The organism is Cupriavidus sp. 05N38, from assembly GCF_056397345.1.
This window is the reverse complement of sequence record NZ_JBFTNF010000029.1, coordinates 1-16944: the sequence shown is the minus strand read 5'-3', so window position 1 is coordinate 16944 and position 16944 is coordinate 1. Positions and strand designations below refer to the sequence as shown.

At 67.8% G+C, this 16944-nt stretch carries 13 protein-coding genes and 1 pseudogene; 11 read left to right on the top strand and 3 right to left on the bottom strand.

Annotated elements, in window-relative coordinates; translation table 11 throughout:
- The first annotated feature begins 88 nt into the window (after positions 1–88).
- Entirely contained in the window at positions 89–1399 is a 1311-nt protein-coding gene (locus AC1DK4_RS20570; RefSeq protein WP_441615987.1) for a Zn-dependent hydrolase, read from the top strand.
- A gap of 105 nt (positions 1400–1504) precedes the next feature.
- A complete protein-coding gene (locus AC1DK4_RS20565) occupies positions 1505–2401 on the top strand; it encodes an SMP-30/gluconolactonase/LRE family protein (protein WP_441615989.1) in 897 nt (298 codons plus the stop codon).
- Between the two features lie 113 nt (positions 2402–2514).
- Here AC1DK4_RS20565 and AC1DK4_RS20560 read toward each other — a convergent pair whose 3' ends face one another.
- Positions 2515–2901: a hypothetical protein gene (locus AC1DK4_RS20560; RefSeq protein ID WP_441615991.1), complete on the bottom strand. Its 387-nt coding sequence runs from the start codon at positions 2899–2901 to the stop codon at positions 2515–2517.
- 21 nt (positions 2902–2922) lie between these two features.
- Here AC1DK4_RS20560 and ompR point away from each other — a divergent pair, with 21 nt between their 5' ends.
- The 6 genes from ompR to AC1DK4_RS20530 all read left to right on the top strand — a co-directional run bounded on the left by ompR (position 2923) and on the right by AC1DK4_RS20530 (position 9063).
- The gene (gene ompR, locus AC1DK4_RS20555) at positions 2923–3750 is read left to right on the top strand and encodes an osmolarity response regulator transcription factor OmpR (RefSeq protein WP_477131776.1); all 828 of its coding nucleotides are present in this window, start codon (positions 2923–2925) and stop codon (positions 3748–3750) included.
- A gap of 13 nt (positions 3751–3763) precedes the next feature.
- A complete protein-coding gene (locus AC1DK4_RS20550) occupies positions 3764–5113 on the top strand; it encodes an ATP-binding protein (protein ID WP_477131740.1) in 1350 nt (449 codons plus the stop codon).
- A 378-nt stretch (positions 5114–5491) separates the two neighbouring features.
- Positions 5492–6793: a tricarballylate/proton symporter TcuC gene (tcuC, locus tag AC1DK4_RS20545; RefSeq protein WP_477131739.1), complete on the top strand. Its 1302-nt coding sequence runs from the start codon at positions 5492–5494 to the stop codon at positions 6791–6793.
- A gap of 348 nt (positions 6794–7141) precedes the next feature.
- Positions 7142–7690 (top strand): peroxiredoxin, encoded by a 549-nt coding sequence (locus AC1DK4_RS20540; RefSeq protein WP_441615997.1) that lies wholly within the window; start codon positions 7142–7144, stop codon positions 7688–7690.
- A 140-nt stretch (positions 7691–7830) separates the two neighbouring features.
- Positions 7831–8352 carry a carboxymuconolactone decarboxylase family protein gene (locus tag AC1DK4_RS20535; protein ID WP_441615999.1) on the top strand — a complete coding sequence of 174 codons (522 nt, stop codon included), beginning with the start codon at positions 7831–7833 and terminating at the stop codon, positions 8350–8352.
- Between the two features lie 141 nt (positions 8353–8493).
- Entirely contained in the window at positions 8494–9063 is a 570-nt protein-coding gene (locus AC1DK4_RS20530; protein WP_441616000.1) for a GNAT family N-acetyltransferase, read from the top strand.
- Positions 9064–9115: 52 nt separating this feature from the next.
- Here AC1DK4_RS20530 and ispF read toward each other — a convergent pair whose 3' ends face one another.
- The gene (gene ispF, locus AC1DK4_RS20525) at positions 9116–9625 is read right to left on the bottom strand and encodes a 2-C-methyl-D-erythritol 2,4-cyclodiphosphate synthase (RefSeq protein WP_441616002.1); all 510 of its coding nucleotides are present in this window, start codon (positions 9623–9625) and stop codon (positions 9116–9118) included.
- Between the two features lie 59 nt (positions 9626–9684).
- Positions 9685–10452, bottom strand: coding sequence for a 2-C-methyl-D-erythritol 4-phosphate cytidylyltransferase (gene ispD / locus AC1DK4_RS20520; protein ID WP_477131738.1), 768 nt, complete (start codon positions 10450–10452; stop codon positions 9685–9687).
- 401 nt (positions 10453–10853) lie between these two features.
- Between ispD and mfd the strand changes: the two genes are divergently transcribed.
- The 3 genes and pseudogenes from mfd to AC1DK4_RS20505 form a co-directional block, all read left to right on the top strand.
- Complete coding sequence (gene mfd / locus AC1DK4_RS20515; protein ID WP_441616006.1) at positions 10854–14312, top strand: transcription-repair coupling factor; 3459 nt, start codon at positions 10854–10856, stop codon at positions 14310–14312.
- A 143-nt stretch (positions 14313–14455) separates the two neighbouring features.
- Positions 14456–15661 (top strand): acetylornithine deacetylase, encoded by a 1206-nt coding sequence (gene argE, locus AC1DK4_RS20510; RefSeq protein WP_441616008.1) that lies wholly within the window; start codon positions 14456–14458, stop codon positions 15659–15661.
- A 228-nt stretch (positions 15662–15889) separates the two neighbouring features.
- Positions 15890–16897 (top strand): annotated as a pseudogene (locus AC1DK4_RS20505) (amidohydrolase); the annotation flags it as partial.
- Positions 16898–16944 lie beyond the last annotated feature (47 nt).

The window sequence follows — 16944 nt, the reverse complement described above, 5'->3', positions numbered from 1 at the left end:
GCGCTATCATCCTGAATCTGATTGTCCTGATCCGCGCTGCCCGCCCAAGGGCGTGCGGCCATTTGCGCTTCCCCCTGCCCTGCCTGCCATGACCCCATCGGCCCAACCCAGCCAATCCGCCCAATCCGCCCAATCCCCGCAAGCCAGCCTGTCGCTCGGCCAGGCCATCCTCGACCAGGCCGCCGCGCTGGCGCGCTTCTCGGACATGGAAGGCGGCCTGACCTGCGCCTACCTGACCACGGCCCACCGCGCCGCGCAAGCCCAGCTGGCTGACTGGATGCGCGAAGCCGGCATGGCGGTGCGCATCGACGCCATTGGCAACGTGATCGGCCGCTACGCCGCCGATCCCGCCGCGGGCGAAGCGGCCCGCGTGCTGATGACGGGTTCGCACTTCGACACGGTGCGCAACGGCGGCCGCTACGACGGCCGGCTCGGCATCCTGCTGCCGGTCGCCGTGGCGGGTGCGCTCAACGCGGCCGGCATCCGCCTGCCCTACCACTTCGACGTGGTGGCCTTTGCCGAGGAGGAAGGGCTGCGCTTCAAGACCAGCTTCCTGGCCAGCAGCGTGCTGGCCGGCCGCTTCGACCCGGCCCTGCCGGAGCGCAGCGATACCGATGGGGTAACGATGCGCGAAGCGCTGGCCACCTCCGGCCTGCCGGGCGCGGGCGACCCCGATGCCTTGCGGGCTGCTGCGGTCGACCCTGCCACCCTGCACGGCTTCGTCGAAGTCCATATCGAACAGGGGCCGGTCCTGCTCCACCACGAACTGCCGCTCGGCGTGGTGACGCAGATCGCCGGCAGCAGCCGTTTCCAGGTGCGCGTGCAGGGCCTCGCCAGCCACGCCGGCACCACGCCCATGACCATGCGCAAGGATGCCGCCGCCGCCGCCGCCGAGATGGTGCTGCTGGTGGAGCGGCGCTGCGGCGAGGCGCCGACGCTGGTGGGTACCGTCGGCCAGTTGCAGGTGCCGAACGGGTCCAGCAACGTCATTCCCGCCGAATGCGTGTTCTCGATGGACATCCGTGCCGGCGAGGACGCCATCCGCGAAGCCGCCATCGCCGACATCCTGGCCGGCATCCAGGCCATCGCGGCGCGCCGCGGCCTGGCCGCCGAGGTCGAACGGGTGACGCCGGTCAACAATGCGCCCTGCGCGCGCTGGCTGATGGACCAGTTCGGCGCCGTGCTCAGGAAGCGCGGGCTGGACGCGTTCGAGCTGCCCTCGGGCGCCGGCCACGACGCCATGATGATGCAGCGCATCACCGATGTGGCCATGCTGTTCGTGCGCTGCGGCAACGGTGGCATCAGCCACAATCCGCTGGAGACCATCACCGCCGAAGACGCCCAGCTCGCGGCCGAGGTGTTCGTCGATTTCCTGCGGCATTTCCAGCCGCGCGCCTGATCCCGCTTTGCTGTCCGGGCGCGGTGCGCTTGCGGTCTCCCCGTAAATCGTATTGGATGAAAGGCACACCAATCACAAGATCGAAAGATCACAAAGGAGACGCGCATGGCGCAACGCAGACTGTCGGTGCTGACGGAGGGCCACACCTTCCTGGAAGGCCCACGCTGGCATGAGGACCGGCTCTGGCTCTCGGACTTCTATAGCCAGCGGGTGATCGCGGTGAGCCTGGACGGCAGCGTGGAGCAGATCGCCGAGGTGCCGCAGCAGCCGTCCGGCCTTGGCTGGCTGCCGGACGGGCGCCTGCTGATCGTCTCCATGCGCGACCGCAAGCTGCTGCGGCGCGAGCCCGATGGCAGCCTGGCGGTGCACGCCGACCTCTCGGCCGTCGCCACCGGGCACGTCAACGACATGGTGGTCGACCGGCACGGCCGCGCTTACGTCGGCAATTTCGGCTTCGACCTGATGGCCGGCGCGCCGATGCGCACCGCCAGCCTGGCGCGCGTCGACCCGGACGGCACGGTGTCGGTGGTGGCGGATGGCCTGTTCTTCCCCAATGGCTCGGTGATCACGCCGGACGGCAAGACGCTGGTGGTGGGCGAGACCCTGGGCAACCGCATATCGGCCTTCGACCTGCACGACGATGGCTCGCTGGGCCCGCGGCGCGACTGGGCGCTGTTCGGCAGCCAGCCTGCCGGGACCGAACTGGCGCAGGTCCTGGGCGGCGCCAGGGTCGCACCGGACGGCTGCGCGCAGGATGCCGAAGGCGCGCTGTGGGTGGCGGATGCGATCGGCAACCGCGTGCTGCGGGTCATGCCGGGCGGCCATATCGCCGAGGAAATCGCCTGCGGCACGGGCGTCTTTGCCGCCGCGCTGGGTGGCCCGCACGGCAGGACCCTGTTCCTCGCCGCGGCGCCGAACTTCGACGAGGCGCAGCGGCGTGCCTCCCACCTTGGCCATGTCCTGATGACCGAGGTGGAAGTGCCGCACGCCGGCCTGCCCTGAGCGCGTTGCGCCGCCGGGGCCGGCAGCCACGTGCAAGCCCGGACCCGGCCAAGTAGGACGGACGCCGATATCCCCGCTGCCACGAATGGTGGCAAGCTCATGCCAGAGTGGCGTCAGCCGCCCTGGTACATCTCCCTGCCGAGGTCGTAGAGGCTCTGGCGCAGCTTGCGTCGCTCGTCGGGCGACAGCTTGTCGTTGGGCAAGGTGCGCGGAAGGCGGTCATTGAGGCTGCGCTCGGCGCGGGCCTTGCCGGCGTGCGCGCGCGCCTCGTCCTGGTTCAGGCGCTCGCGGTCGTTGCGGGGAAACCCGTCGCGGGCGCCGAGGCCATTGGGAGTGCCCGCGGGCATGGGAGCGACGGGGGAAGCCGCCCGGCCCGGTGCCGGCAGCAGATGTGCGATGCCGGGCGACTGGGGGAGCGCTGCGCCGGCGGCAAGCAGCAGTACTGCCGTCGCGCCGGCATGATAAAGGAGTTGCCCGGCGCGCTTGCGGGTGACTTTCATTGATAATAGCGGTTTTAGCTTCTGAAACAGCGGCCGTCTGGCCGCCGGAAGCCGGAAATCCCGTTATCCAGCCGCACGCCGTCGGGGCTTGCCTGCCAGCCTGGCAGGCAACCGCGAAATGCGCTGACAAAGCACGCGAACAGAGCAGAAAAAGCGCGCGCGGAGGCAGCTGCGGAAACGGTATGCGGCAGTGGTTACCTTGGCGAACAGGGCTTCACGGTACTGGTAGCGGAAAACGCCACCGCGATGAACAAGCTGTGGTTGCGCGAGCGCTTCGACCTGCTGGTCCTCGACCTGATGATGCCCGGCGAGGACGGCCTGTCGATCTGCCGCCGCCTGCGCGGCGCCAATGACCAGACGCCCATCATCATGCTCACCGCCAAGGGCGAGGACGTCGACCGCATCGTCGGGCTCGAAATGGGCGCCGACGACTACCTCCCCAAGCCGTTCAACCCGCGCGAGCTGATCGCACGCATCCATGCGGTGCTGCGCCGCAAGGGCCCGGCCGAAGTGCCCGGCGCACCGTCGGAGACGCCGGAAACGTTCGCCTTCGGCGACTTCGTGCTCAACCTCGCCACGCGCACGCTGACCAAGAACGACGAAGAAATCACCCTGACCACCGGCGAATTCTCGGTGCTCAAGGTATTTGCCCGCCATCCGCGCCAGCCGCTGTCGCGCGAAAAGCTCATGGAAATGGCGCGCGGCCGCGAGTATGAAGTCTTCGACCGCAGCCTCGACGTGCAGATCTCCCGCCTGCGCAAGCTCATCGAGCCCGACCCGGGCAACCCGCGCTTCATCCAGACGGTCTGGGGCCTCGGCTACGTATTCATCCCCGATGGCGTGAAGTAAGGCGCCGGGGATCGTGGCGACTGTTTTCAGCCGCACGGCTACGCGCCTGTTCGGTTCGCTATTCTGGCGAACCTTCATGCTGATCGCCCTCCTGCTGGCCCTCTCGCTGGGTATCTGGTTCCAGAGCTACCGGCTCTTCGAACGCGCGCCGCGCGCCCAGCAGATTGCCATGCAGGTGGTCAGCGTGGTCAAGCTCACGCGCGCTGCCCTGCTCTATTCCGACCCCGCGCGGCGGCGCTTCCTGCTGCTCGACCTGGTGCAGAACGAAGGCATCAAGGTCTACCCGCGCGAGAAAGACGACGACTTCTCGGTACCGACCACGAACCCCTTCCTGACCCAGCTGGTGCAGCAGGAGATCCGCGGCCGGCTCGGCGAGGACACCGTCCTCGCCACCACCGTCAACGATATTCCCGGCGTGTGGGTCAGCTTCGAGATCGAGGGCGATGACTACTGGGTAGCGATCAGCCCCGAGCGCTTCGAACGCGTGCCAGGCATCCAGTGGCTATGGTGGAGTATCGCCGCGCTGCTGCTGTCGATCATCGGCGCCGCCTTCATCACCTCGCTGGTCAACCACCCGCTCAAGCGGCTGGCCAACGCGGCGCGCGCCATCGGCGGCGGCGGCGACCCGCCCACGTTGCCCGAGCACGGCGCCAGCGAAGTGGCGCTGGCCAATCACAGCTTCAACCAGATGGTGCACGACCTGCGCCAGCTCGACGACGATCGCGTGGTCATGCTGGCCGGCATCTCGCACGATCTGCGCACCCCGCTCACGCGGCTGCGGCTGGAGACCGAGATGTCGCCCGTGGACGACTCCACGCGCGAGGCCATGATCGCGGACATCGAGCAGATGGACGCCATCATCGGCCAGTTCCTCAACTATGCGCGGCCGGCGCTGGAAACCGTGGAGCCGGTGGACCTGTCGGCGCTGGTGCAGGACGCGGTGGGCGTCTACGGCGCGCACGACGACGTGCGCGTGCATGTGCGCGCCGGCGAGCCGGTCATGGCCGTCRCCAACCGCATGGAAGTGCAGCGCATCCTGGACAACCTGGTGGAAAACGCCCGGCGCTATGCCAAGGACGAGGATAACGGCGTGGCCGTGGTCGAGATCAGCACGCGCATCGAGGACAAGGAAGCGGTGCTGACCGTGGCCGACAATGGCAGCGGCGTGCCGGAGGCGCAACTGCCGCTGCTGACCCGGCCGTTCTACCGGCTCGACGGCGCGCGCAGCGAAGCCAAGGGTGCAGGCCTGGGGATGTCGATCGTCAACCGGATACTGCAACGCAACGGCGGCAGGCTGATGCTGGCCAACCGCCCGCCCCCGCGCACCGGGCTGGTGGTCAGCGCCTTCTTCAAGCGGGCCTAGGCGCTCGTTCCCGCCACTTCGCGCCAACGTTCCGGCGCGCATATCGAAGGCCATCGCGCGGCGCCCGCCTGGGCACCGCGCGATGGCCTTTCGCTTTTGCGGGCGCGCACGGGCTTGCGAAGCCGACTCCTGTGGCACCCGACAAGTGGCGCTCCCCACACCCCGCTCTCGCATTGACAGGTTTTCGACAGCCATTGATATCTGTTTGAAAGCCCTTTGACAGCGGAATGACAGCGCCCCGGCGCACACTCCCGCCATCAGCCGGAGGCCGCCCCAGGACAAGGCAAAAGCCCGGGAACGGTGCCTCCGCCACGCTGACCGTCATCACCACAATCAAGCCACCGGGACCAACCGGCGGCGTCTGCGAGAGACAGCCACATGTCAAGCTCCCCATCCCAGCAGCACGGGTTCCGTACCGTGTTCCGTGTCGTCAGCGGCAACTTCCTGGAAATGTACGACTTYATGGTGTACGGCTTCTACGCCGCCGCCATCGCCAAGACGTTCTTCCCCAGCGGCAATGAGTTCGCTTCGCTCATGCTTTCGCTCGCGACCTTCGGCGCGGGCTTCCTGATGCGCCCGCTCGGCGCCATCGTGCTGGGCGCCTATATCGATCATCACGGCCGCCGCAAAGGCCTGATCCTGACGCTGGTGCTGATGGCGCTGGGTACCTTGCTGATCGCCTGCGTGCCGGGCTATGCCTCGATCGGCGTGGCCGCGCCGCTGCTGGTGCTGGCGGGCCGCCTGCTGCAGGGCTTTTCGGCCGGCGTGGAACTGGGCGGCGTCTCGGTCTACCTGGCCGAAATCGCCAAGCCCGGCAAGAAGGGCTTCTACGTGGCCTGGCAATCGGCCAGCCAGCAGGTGGCGGTGATCTTCGCCGGCCTGCTCGGCGTGATACTGCACTCGCTGCTGTCGCCCGAGCAGATGGGCGAATGGGGCTGGCGCGTGCCGTTCCTGATCGGCTGCCTGATCGTGCCTTTCCTGTTCCTGATCCGCCGTTCGCTGGAGGAAACCGAGGAGTTCAAGACGCGCAAGCATCGCCCCAGCATCAGCGAGATCTACCGCTCGATGGCCGAGAACTGGCGCATCATCGTTGCCGGCTGCTTGCTGGTGGTGATGACCACCGTGTCGTTCTACATGATCACGGCCTATACGCCGACCTTCGGCAAGACCGTGCTCAAGCTCGACGATGTCGACAACCTGGTCGTGACCATCTGCATCGGCCTGTCCAACTTCATCTGGCTGCCGCTGATGGGTGCCGTGTCGGACCGCGTGGGCCGCAAGCCCCTGCTGATCATCTTCACCATCGCCACGCTGGTCACGRCCTACCCGGCGGTGTCGTGGCTGGTGGCAGAACCGTCGTTCAGCCGCCTGCTGATGGTGGAGCTGTGGCTGTCCTTCCTCTACGGCAGCTATAACGGCGCCATGGTGGTGACGCTGACCGAAGTGATGCCGCCCGCGGTGCGCACGGCAGGCTTTTCGCTCGCGTACAGCCTGGCCACGGCCCTGTTCGGCGGCTTCACGCCGGCGATCTCCACCTACCTGATCCACAGCACCGGCAACAAGGCCGCGCCCGGCTTGTGGCTGATGTTCGCCGCGGCGTGCGGGCTGGTCGCCACGCTGGTGATCTTCCGCGCCGGCCGGCAGCACGTCTATGCGGCGCCGGCGGGCAAGACCGCCTGAACCGCCGCGCGCGCCGGTGGAGTAGACTTCCGGTTCCGGCACGCCGCCCCTGGCKGGCGGGTCGATGCGACGCGTGCGGCGCGCCCCCGCCCTGGCTGACACGGGGCCGCAATATCAGGCGGCCACTATCGTCTGCCGGCATTCGTGGCATTCGTCGTCAGCCGGCACTCGCCTGGCACGCACTGCCGGTCGCGCGGACTTCCCGCGCTGGCTATCGGGCTCTTTGAGAATATCAATTAGCCCAGCCTGCGGGGATGACGCATAATCCATGTTCGTTGCGCTGCGGCCCGCCCCCCCGGCTGGCCGGCAGCGCGAGCGTCTCTCTTCAACCGTATCCAGGAGCAGTCTATGAAGACCGTTGGTGACAAGATCGAAGCCTTCCACGTCGTCGGTGTCAAGCCGGGTTTCAACAACCATGAAGAGAATGGCCAGTCGGCCTTTGAAGACATCACCGAGAAGTCGTTCGAAGGCAAGTGGAAGATCATTTACTTCTACCCGAAGGATTTCACCTTCGTGTGCCCGACCGAAATCGTTGCCTTCGCCAAGCTCAACGGCGACTTCGCCGACCGCGACGCGATCGTGCTGGGCGGCTCGACCGACAACGAATTCGTGAAGCTGGCATGGCGCCGCGAACACAAGGACCTGAGCAAGCTGGACCAGTGGCAATTCGCCGACGTGACCGGCTCGCTGATCGACCAGCTGGGCGTGCGTGACCACGCTGCCGGCGTCGCCCTGCGCGCTACCTTCATCGTCGACCCCGACAATGTCATCCAGCACGTCTCGGTGAACAACCTGAACGTCGGCCGCAACCCGGACGAAGTCCTGCGTATCCTGGACGGCCTGCAAACGGACGAACTGTGCCCGTGCAACCGCGCCGTTGGTGGCGCCACGCTGTAAGCAGCCGCACCGCTTGCATGCTGCGCAGGCTGCCGGTGATGCATTGCCGGCGGCCTGCGGCGATCTGCGCGCGGGCTTCGGCCCGCGCCTCGAAACCCGCCATGGCGGGTTTTTTGAGCCCGTACCGATAGGAGATTTGTATGGAATTCATCAGCACGATTAAGGGCCTGATTCCTGACTACGCCAAGGATATCCGCCTGAACCTCGACGGCACCATCGTGCGCTCCTCGCTCGAGGGCAATGATGCCGTGGCCGTGGCCCTGGCCGCCGCCTTCGCCGCCAAGAGCCGCGTGCTCGTCGATGCGATCCGCAACGCCGGCGTGCTCTCGCCCGAGGAAACCAACGCGGTGCTGACCGCCGCCGCGCTGATGGGCATGAACAATGTCTGGTATCCGTACATCGAGATGGCCGACGATCCCGACCTGGCCAGCCAGCCCGCGGGCCTGCGCATGAACGCGTACGCCACGCACGGCGGCGTGGACAAGCGCCGCTTCGAAATGTACGCGCTGGCGGCGTCCATCGTCGGCAAGTGCCAGTTCTGCGTGAAGTCGCACTACCATCTGCTCAAGAACGAGCAAGGCATGACGGCGCAGCAACTGCGTGACGTGGGCCGCATCGCCGCCGTGATCGTGGCAGCCGCCAATGTGATCGCTGCAGAGTAAGCATCCACGGGCGGGACGGCGCTAGCCGTCCCGCCGCGCCGGCTTTTGTTGCCGACGCGCCAAGTCGGTAATTCACTGACTGCATTTGTGCTCCGAAGGGCCTACAATCCAGCAAGGTCACAGCCTTCGCCCCCCTTCGCCATGAGCACCCTCCCCTCGCATACCTCCCCGCGCTTTCGCTACCGGCTTGCCGCCGTGCATGACTGGGGCGACATCGCCGCCGTGACCCAGCAGGCTTACGGGCAGTACGAGCTGGATATCATGGAGGATTGCCGTGCATCGTTCCAGCAGGGCATGAAATCCGTACTGGCGGCAAACACATCGGAAATGGAATGGTGGGTGGCCGAGACCGATCACGGCGTCAGCGGCGCGGTGCTGTTCTGCCACCCGGGCGCCACCCTGCAGGCGCTGGACGGCAGCACCATCACGCTGGCCCTGCCCGAGGCACGCCTGCTGGCGGTCAGCCCGCAGGCCCGCGGACTCGGCCTGGGCCGCACGCTGATGCAGGTATGCATCCAGCGCGCGCGCGACATCGGCGCCGGTGCGCTGCTGGTGCGTACCATGCCGGAGATGAAATCGGCCAACCAGCTGTGCCAGCAGATGGGCTTCGTCAAGCGCACCGAGGCCGGTGCGCGCTCGGGGCCGATGGCCGGGCTGATCGACTACATCTACGCCGTGCCGCCCGAAGGCGCCGCCGCGCCCGCGGGCTGAACGCCGCCACTACCCGCGCGCCCCTGGAGGCGACCTCCCCCGAGCCGCGTCTTCAGTCCTGCGAAGGCGTGATCGCGCCGCGCCAGATCAGCACCACGGCCTGCGCCACGATCCCTTCCTGACGGCCTTCGAAACCGAGCTTCTCGTTGGTCTTGGCCTTGACGTTGCAACTCGACGCGGGCAGTTCGAGATCCTCGGCCAGGTTAGCTACCATGCCGCCGATATGCGGCGCCAGCTTGGGCGCCTGCGCAATCACCGTCGCATCCACGTTACCGATCTCGTAGCCGGCCTCGCGCACGCGCCTGGCCGCCTCGCGCAGCAGCGCGCGGCTGTCCGCGCCGGCAAAGCGCGCATCGGTATCGGGGAAATGACGGCCGATATCGCCCAGGCCGGCCGCGCCGAACAGCGCATCGGTGATGGCATGGAGCAGCGCGTCCGCGTCGGAATGCCCCAGCAGGCCGCGGTCGTGGGGAATGTCCACGCCACCCAGGATGAGCTTGCGGCCGGGCACCAGTGCGTGCACGTCGTAGCCTTGGCCGACGCGGATATCGAATGGGGTCATGGAAGCGTCACTCCTTGAGGAAAAAGACGAGTTCGGGATTCGGGATCAGGCAATGCAGTTCAGGACTTGACCGCGGCGGCATCGCCCAGCAGCAGTTCGGCCAGCGCGAAATCTTCCGGATAGGTCACCTTGAAGTTGCGCAGCGAACCGTTCACCAGGCGCGGATGCAGGCCCAGCCGCTCGATGGCGCTGGCCTCGTCGGTCACCACCGCGCCGGCCGCCAGCGCCTCCTGCAGGGCCTGGCGCAGCACGCCGATGCGGAACATCTGCGGAGTCTGCGCCTGCCAGAGGCCTTCGCGCGAGACTGTGCCGCCGATGCGCACCACCGCACTCTGGCCGGGCGCCGGGTTGGCGCGCTTGAGCGTGTCGGGCACCGGCACGGCCAGGATGCCGCCGATGGCGGCGTCGGGGCCGTCTTCCTCGCCGCCCTCGCCCTCCACCGCGCGCACCAGCGCGTGAATCATGGCGGGCGTGAGTCCGGGACGCGCGGCATCGTGCACCAGCACCCAGTCGCGATCGGTCGCGCCAAGCTGCGCCAGGTGATGCAGGCCAGCCAGCACCGACGCGTGGCGCGTATCGCCACCCACGAAGGCGGTATCGAAGCGCAGGCCGGCAAAGGCATCGGCGCCGAAGCGCGACTCCAGCGGCATGTCGTCGGGCGCCAGCACCAGCGCGGTGGCGCTGATGGCGTCACAGGCAGCAAAGGCGGCGAGTGCGTACCAGATCATCGGCCTGCCGGCCACGGTCTGGTATTGCTTGGGCAGGCTTCCGCCGGCGCGGCTGCCGGTACCGGCACAGGGAATCAGGGCAAAACGGCGGGCAGACACGGATAGCGCAAGGAGCAAGGTGGGTGCGGGGCACAGGACGCGCTGCAAGGCCGGCGGATTCCGCCCCCTCGGGGGGCAGGCAGGCGCGGCCGTGGAAACGCGGCGATGGAAACGTGCTTCTTGAAACGTGGATTCGGTGCGCATTCTATAATACGGCCTTCGCCCGCGGACAAGCGGGCGATAAAAGCCGATGAAAGCGTGCGGCCCGTTTGTCTTTTGCGGGCGGCGCATGCACCGCCCACCCCCCGCCCGCGACGCCGGCGGGGCGTTGCCGTTGCGTGGCCGCGCATTCATGCCTGGTCTCTTTCGTGCGCGCCTTTTTCGCATGATTGCGTGCGGTTTTCCGTCCAGGCCCAAACACCTACAGCGCGCGCAGCACGCCAACCGCCAGTCCGTACCCGATGCCCGAAGCCATTCGCCCCGCCCCCTTCGCCAACCTGCCCCTGGTCAAGGCAGGCCAGCGCAATACCGTCGCCGGCCTGCCTGGCTCCGCCGATGCGCTGGCGCTGGCCGCCTACGCCCGCCAGCACCGCGAGCGCGTGCCCATGCTGGCCGTGGTGTGCGCCAACGCGACCGATGCCCAGCGCCTGGCCGAAGAAATCCCCTGGTTCGCGCCGGAACTGCGCGTGCGGCTGCTGCCGGACTGGGAAACCTTGCCGTACGACAGCTTTTCGCCGCACCAGGACCTGGTCTCCGAGCGCCTGGCGACCTTGCACGATATCCAGGGCGGCCAGTGCGACATCATGCTGGTGCCGGCGCAGACCGTGCTCTACCGGCTGGCGCCACCTGCCTTCCTGGCGGCCTATACCTTCTTCTTCAAGCAGGGCGAGCGGCTTGACGAAAACGCGCTCAAGGCCCAGTTCACGCTGGCCGGCTACGAGCACGTGAGCGCGGTGATGCGGCCCGGCGAATACAGCGTGCGCGGCGGGCTGATCGACCTCTACCCGATGGGCTCGGCGCTGCCTTACCGCATCGACCTGTTCGGCGACGAGATCGAGACCATCCGCGCGTTCGACCCGGACACGCAGCGCAGCCTGTATCCGGTCAAGGAAGTGCGCCTGCTGCCGGGCCGGGAATTCCCGCTCGACGAGGCCGCGCGCACCGCGTTCCGCGGCCGCTGGCGCGAGATATTCGAGGGCGACCCGACCAAGTCGCCGATCTACAAGGACATCGGCAACGGCGTACCGTCGGCCGGCATCGAGTACTACCTGCCGCTGTTCTTCGAGCAAACCGCGACCGCGTTCGACTACCTGCCCGAGGGCAGCCAGCTCGCCTTCGTAGGCGACGTGCCCGACGCCATCCGCCGCTTCTGGGCCGACACCACGCAGCGCTACAACTTCATGCGGCATGACCGCGAGCGCCCGCTGCTCGCACCCGCGGCCCTGTTCCTCTCCGACGAGCAGTTCTTCGCCGCCGCCAAGCCGCTGGCGCGCCTGGTGCTGCAGGCCGGCGCCACCGACGCCGCGCCGCTGGCCGAGGCATTGCCCGATGTGTCGGTCAACCGGCGCGCGGAAGATCCGCTGGTCAACCTCGAAGCGCTGCTGCTGAAGAAAGACCGGCGCGTGCTGATGTGCGCCGATTCCGCCGGCCGCCGCGAGACCTTGCTGCAACTGTTCGGCGAAAGCGGCCTGCGCCCGCTGCCGGTGGATGACTTCGCCGCCTTCCTGGCCGGCGATTCTCCCTTCTCCATCGCGGTGGCGCCGCTGCAGAGCGGCTTCGCCCTGCCCGCGGCCGATGGCGGCATGCCGCTGGTCTTCGTCACCGAAGCCGAGCTCTACGCGGGCGTGGCGCGCCGCACCGGGCGGCGCAAGCAGGAACAGGCCAGCGCGGTCGACTCGATGGTGCGCGACCTCGCCGAGCTCAAGATCGGCGACCCGGTGGTGCACAGCGAGCACGGCATCGGCCGCTACCAGGGCCTGGTGACGCTCGACCTGGGCCAGGGCAACGAAGAGTTCCTGCACCTGGACTATGAGAAGGGCAGCAAGCTCTATGTGCCGGTGCACCAGCTGCACGTGATCTCGCGCTATTCCGGCGCCGATCCCGACACCGCGCCGCTGCACTCGCTCGGCTCCGGCCAGTGGGACCGCGCCAAGCGCCGCGCCGCGCAGCAGATCCGCGATACGGCGGCCGAGCTGCTCAACCTGTACGCGCGCCGCGCCTTGCGCGAAGGCCACGCCTTCCCGCTCTCGCCCAGGGACTACGAGAAGTTCGCCGAGAGCTTCGGCTTCGAGGAAACGCCCGACCAGGCCGCGGCCATTTCCGCGGTGATCGCCGACATGACCTCGGGCAAGCCGATGGACCGCCTGGTGTGCGGCGACGTGGGCTTCGGCAAGACCGAGGTGGCGCTGCGCGCGGCCTTCGTCGCGGTGATGGGCGGCAAGCAGGTGGCCATGCTGGCGCCCACCACGCTGCTGGCCGAGCAGCACTTCCAGAACCTCTCCGACCGCTTCGCCGAATGGCCGGTGCGCATCGTGGAGCTGTCGCGCTTCAAGACCAAGAAGGAGATCGACGGCGCCATCAAGATGATCAACGACGGCACCGCCGACATCGTGATCGGCACCCACAAGATGCTGTCCGACGACGTGCGCTTCCAGCGCCTGGGCCTGGTCATCATCGACGAGGAACACCGCTTCGGCGTGCGCCAGAAGGAAGCGCTCAAGACCCTGCGCGCCGAGGTGGACGTGCTGACGCTCACCGCCACGCCGATCCCGCGCACGCTGGGCATGGCRCTSGARGGCCTGCGCGACTTCTCCGTGATCGCCACCGCGCCGCAGAAGCGCCTGGCCATCAAGACCTTCGTGCGGCGCGAGGAAGACGGCGTGCTGCGCGAGGCCATCCTGCGCGAGCTCAAGCGCGGCGGCCAGGTCTACTTCCTGCACAACGAGGTCGAGACCATCGAGAACAAGCGCGCCAAGCTGGCCGAGCTGGTGCCGGAGGCACGTATCGCCGTGGCGCACGGGCAGATGCACGAGCGCGAGCTGGAGCGCGTGATGCGCGATTTCGTCGCGCGGCGCGACAACATCCTGCTGTGCACCACCATCATCGAGACCGGCATCGACGTGCCGACCGCCAATACCATCCTGATCCATCGCTCGGACAAGTTCGGCCTGGCGCAGCTGCACCAGCTGCGCGGGCGCGTCGGCCGCTCGCACCACCAGGCCTACGCCTATATGCTGGTGCACGACGTGGACGGCCTGAGCAAGCTGGCGCAGCGCCGGCTCGAAGCCATCCAGCAGATGGAAGAACTGGGCTCGGGCTTCTACCTGGCCATGCACGACCTGGAGATCCGCGGCGCGGGCGAAGTGCTGGGCGACAAGCAGTCGGGCGAGATCCACGAGATCGGCTTCCAGCTCTATACCGACATGCTCAACGCGGCCGTGAAAGCGCTCAAGGCGGGCAAGGAGCCTGACCTGATGGCGCCGCTGGCGGCCACCACCGAGATCAACCTCGGCACGCCGGCGCTGCTGCCCAACGACTACTGCACCGACGTGCACGAACGCCTGTCGCTGTACAAGCGCCTGGCCAACTGCGAGACGGCCGAGCGCGTGGACGATATCCAGGAAGAGCTGATCGACCGCTTCGGCCGCCTGCCGGCGCAGGCGCAGGCGCTGATCGAGACCCACCGGCTGCGCATTGCCGCGGTGCCGCTGGGCGTGCGCAAGATCGACGCCAGCGAGACAGCCATCAGCATGCAGTTCCTGCCGAATCCGCCGATCGACGCCATGAAGATCATCGACCTGGTGCAGAAGAACCGCCATATCAAGCTGGCCGGGCAGGACAAGCTACGCATCGAAGCCAAGATGGCCGACGTGGCGGTGCGCGCGCAGACCATCAAGCATACGTTGCGCCAGCTGGCCTGATCATTGCTCGCCGCATGGCTTCCCGCCCGCGCAACGCGGGCGGCGGCGCCACGATGGTGCAACGCGCATGGACCCGCGGGCCGGCACGGTGTAGCATCGTTTGCTTAACACGTTACCCATAGCCTCACCTAAGGCCACAAGCCATGCAAGCCGACACTCTCAGCAAGCCTGCGGAAGCCGCCACCCGCGGCAGCGCCCTCGACTGGACCCAGCGCCTGGTCAGCTACGACACCACCAGCCGCCACTCCAACCTCGGCCTGATCGAGGCCGTGCGCGACCACTTCCTGGCCAAGGGCCTGCGCCCCCACCTGAGCTACAACCCGCAGAACGACAAGGCCAACCTGTTCGTCACCGTGCCCGCCGCCGACGGCAGCACCGATGGCGGCATCGTGTTGTCCGGCCACACCGACGTGGTGCCGGTGGACGGCCAGAACTGGACCACCGACCCGTTCAAGGCGGTCGTGCGCGACGGCCGCCTGTACGGCCGCGGCACCTGCGACATGAAAGGCTTCATCGGTACCAGCCTGGCGCTGCTGCCCACCATCCTGCAGGCCAGGCTGCGCGAGCCGGTGCATTACGCGCTCTCGTTCGACGAGGAAATCGGCTGCATGGGCGCGCCCTACCTGCTGGCCGAGCTGCGCGAGCGCGGCGTGCGCCCGGCCGGCTGCATCGTGGGCGAGCCCACCAGCATGCGCGTGATCGTGGCGCACAAGGGCATCAATGCATATCGCTGCTGCGTCAAGGGACAGGCCGCGCATTCCTCGCTCACGCCCAAGGGCGTCAACGCCATCGAATACGCCGCGCGCCTGATCTGCTTCATCCGCGACATCGCCGACGAGTTCAAGGCCAAGGGGCCCTACGACCAGGCCTTCGACGTGCCGTTCACCACCGCCTCCACCGGCACCATCCAGGGTGGCATCGCGCTCAACACCATCCCGGCACTGTGCGAGTTCGTGTTCGAGTTCCGCAACCTGCCGGGGGTCGATCCCGAAGCCATCTTCGCCCGCGTCCAGGCCTATGCCAACGACGTGCTGCTGCCGAAGATGCGCGCCGAACATGCCGACGCCGGCCTCGCCATCAGCAAGATCGCCGCGGCGCCCTCGCTCGACGCCGCCGAGCAGGATGCCATCACGCAGCTGGTGCGCGCGCTGACCGCCGACCGCGATGTCAACAAGGTGGCCTACGGCACCGAGGCCGGCCTGTTCCAGCGCGCCGGCATCCCGGCCGTGGTGTGCGGCCCCGGCGATATCCAGCAGGCGCACAAGCCCGACGAATACGTCGAAATCGAACAGCTCGCGGCCTGCGAGTCGTTCCTGCACAAGGTGGTCGACAGCCTGCGCGTGAACTGAGCCGCGCCCTGGCCATTTTCCGGCCATTTTCCGGCCATTTGCGGCCATTTGCGGCCATTTGCGGCTGCTCCCTGCCATTCCCGGCCTGCCCCCCCGCGGGCAGGCCGCCGCGCCATGCCTTGGCATGCGCTAGGGCGCCCTGTCGTTTCCGCGCGCCGCCCGCCCGCTTTTCGCACCCCCGTCTTTCACAAAACAATATCGATGGCAACACCACAGAGAGGAGACCTCATGGCAGCATCCCAAGCCCGTTTTTCCCGACCTTCCAGCCGCCACGCGCTGCGCGCGACGGTGTCGGCCCTGTCGCTGGCCGCCGGCCTGCTGTGCCTGGCGCCCGCCGCGCATGCGCAGTCCGCCGACAGCCTGCAGGCGCAGATCGACACCCGCGCCAAGGCCGTCGAGGCGCAGCTCATCGCATGGCGCCGGGATATCCACCAGCACCCCGAGCTCGGCAACTACGAGGTGCGCACCAGCAAGCTGGTGGCCGACCACCTGCGCAAGCTGGGCATGGAAGTGAAGACGGGCGTGGCCAGGACCGGTGTGGTGGGCGTGCTCAAGGGCGGCAAGCCTGGCCCGGTAGTGGCACTGCGCGCCGACATGGATGCGCTGCCGGTGAAGGAGCGCGTCGACGTGCCCTTCGCTTCGAAGGCAAAGGGCCAGTACCTCGGCAAGGAAGTGGACGTCATGCACGCATGCGGGCATGACACCCACGTGGCGATACTGATGGCGACGGCCGAGGTGCTGGCCGGCATGAAGGACCAGTTGCCGGGCACGGTCAAGTTCATCTTCCAGCCGGCCGAGGAAAGCCCGGCGGATTTCGAGCCCAACGGCAGCAATACGTGGGGCGCCAAGCAGATGGTGGCCGAGGGCGTGCTGGACAACCCCAAGGTGGACGCCATTTTCGGCCTGCACGTGAGCAGCGGCATCGAGTCCGGCAAGCTGGCCTGGCGCAGCGGCCCGTCGATGGCCGCCGCCGACCAGTTCTGGATCGACGTCAAGGGCCGCCAGACCCACGGCGCGCGACCCTGGGGCGGGATCGACCCGATCGTGGTGGCGTCGCAGATCGTGATGGGCCTGCAGACCATCCAGAGCCGCCAGGTCAACGCCATGCTGGAGCCTTCGGTGATCACCGTGGGCACCATCCACGGCGGCAACCGCATGAATATCGTGCCGGAGAAGGTCGAGATGATGGGCACGGTGCGCACCTATGACGAAGGCATGAAGAAAGACATCCATGCCCACGGTGCGCACCTATGACGAAGGCATGAAGAAAGACATCCATGCCC

Coding starts and splice junctions, on each gene's coding strand:
- AC1DK4_RS20570 (WP_441615987.1), top strand. CDS start 89: ATGACCCCATCGGCCCAACCCAGCCAATCCGCCCAATCCGCCCAATCC.
- AC1DK4_RS20565 (WP_441615989.1), top strand. CDS start 1,505: ATGGCGCAACGCAGACTGTCGGTGCTGACGGAGGGCCACACCTTCCTG.
- AC1DK4_RS20560 (WP_441615991.1), bottom strand. CDS start 2,901: ATGAAAGTCACCCGCAAGCGCGCCGGGCAACTCCTTTATCATGCCGGC.
- AC1DK4_RS20540 (WP_441615997.1), top strand. CDS start 7,142: ATGAAGACCGTTGGTGACAAGATCGAAGCCTTCCACGTCGTCGGTGTC.
- AC1DK4_RS20535 (WP_441615999.1), top strand. CDS start 7,831: ATGGAATTCATCAGCACGATTAAGGGCCTGATTCCTGACTACGCCAAG.
- AC1DK4_RS20530 (WP_441616000.1), top strand. CDS start 8,494: ATGAGCACCCTCCCCTCGCATACCTCCCCGCGCTTTCGCTACCGGCTT.
- ispF (WP_441616002.1), bottom strand. CDS start 9,625: ATGACCCCATTCGATATCCGCGTCGGCCAAGGCTACGACGTGCACGCA.
- argE (WP_441616008.1), top strand. CDS start 14,456: ATGCAAGCCGACACTCTCAGCAAGCCTGCGGAAGCCGCCACCCGCGGC.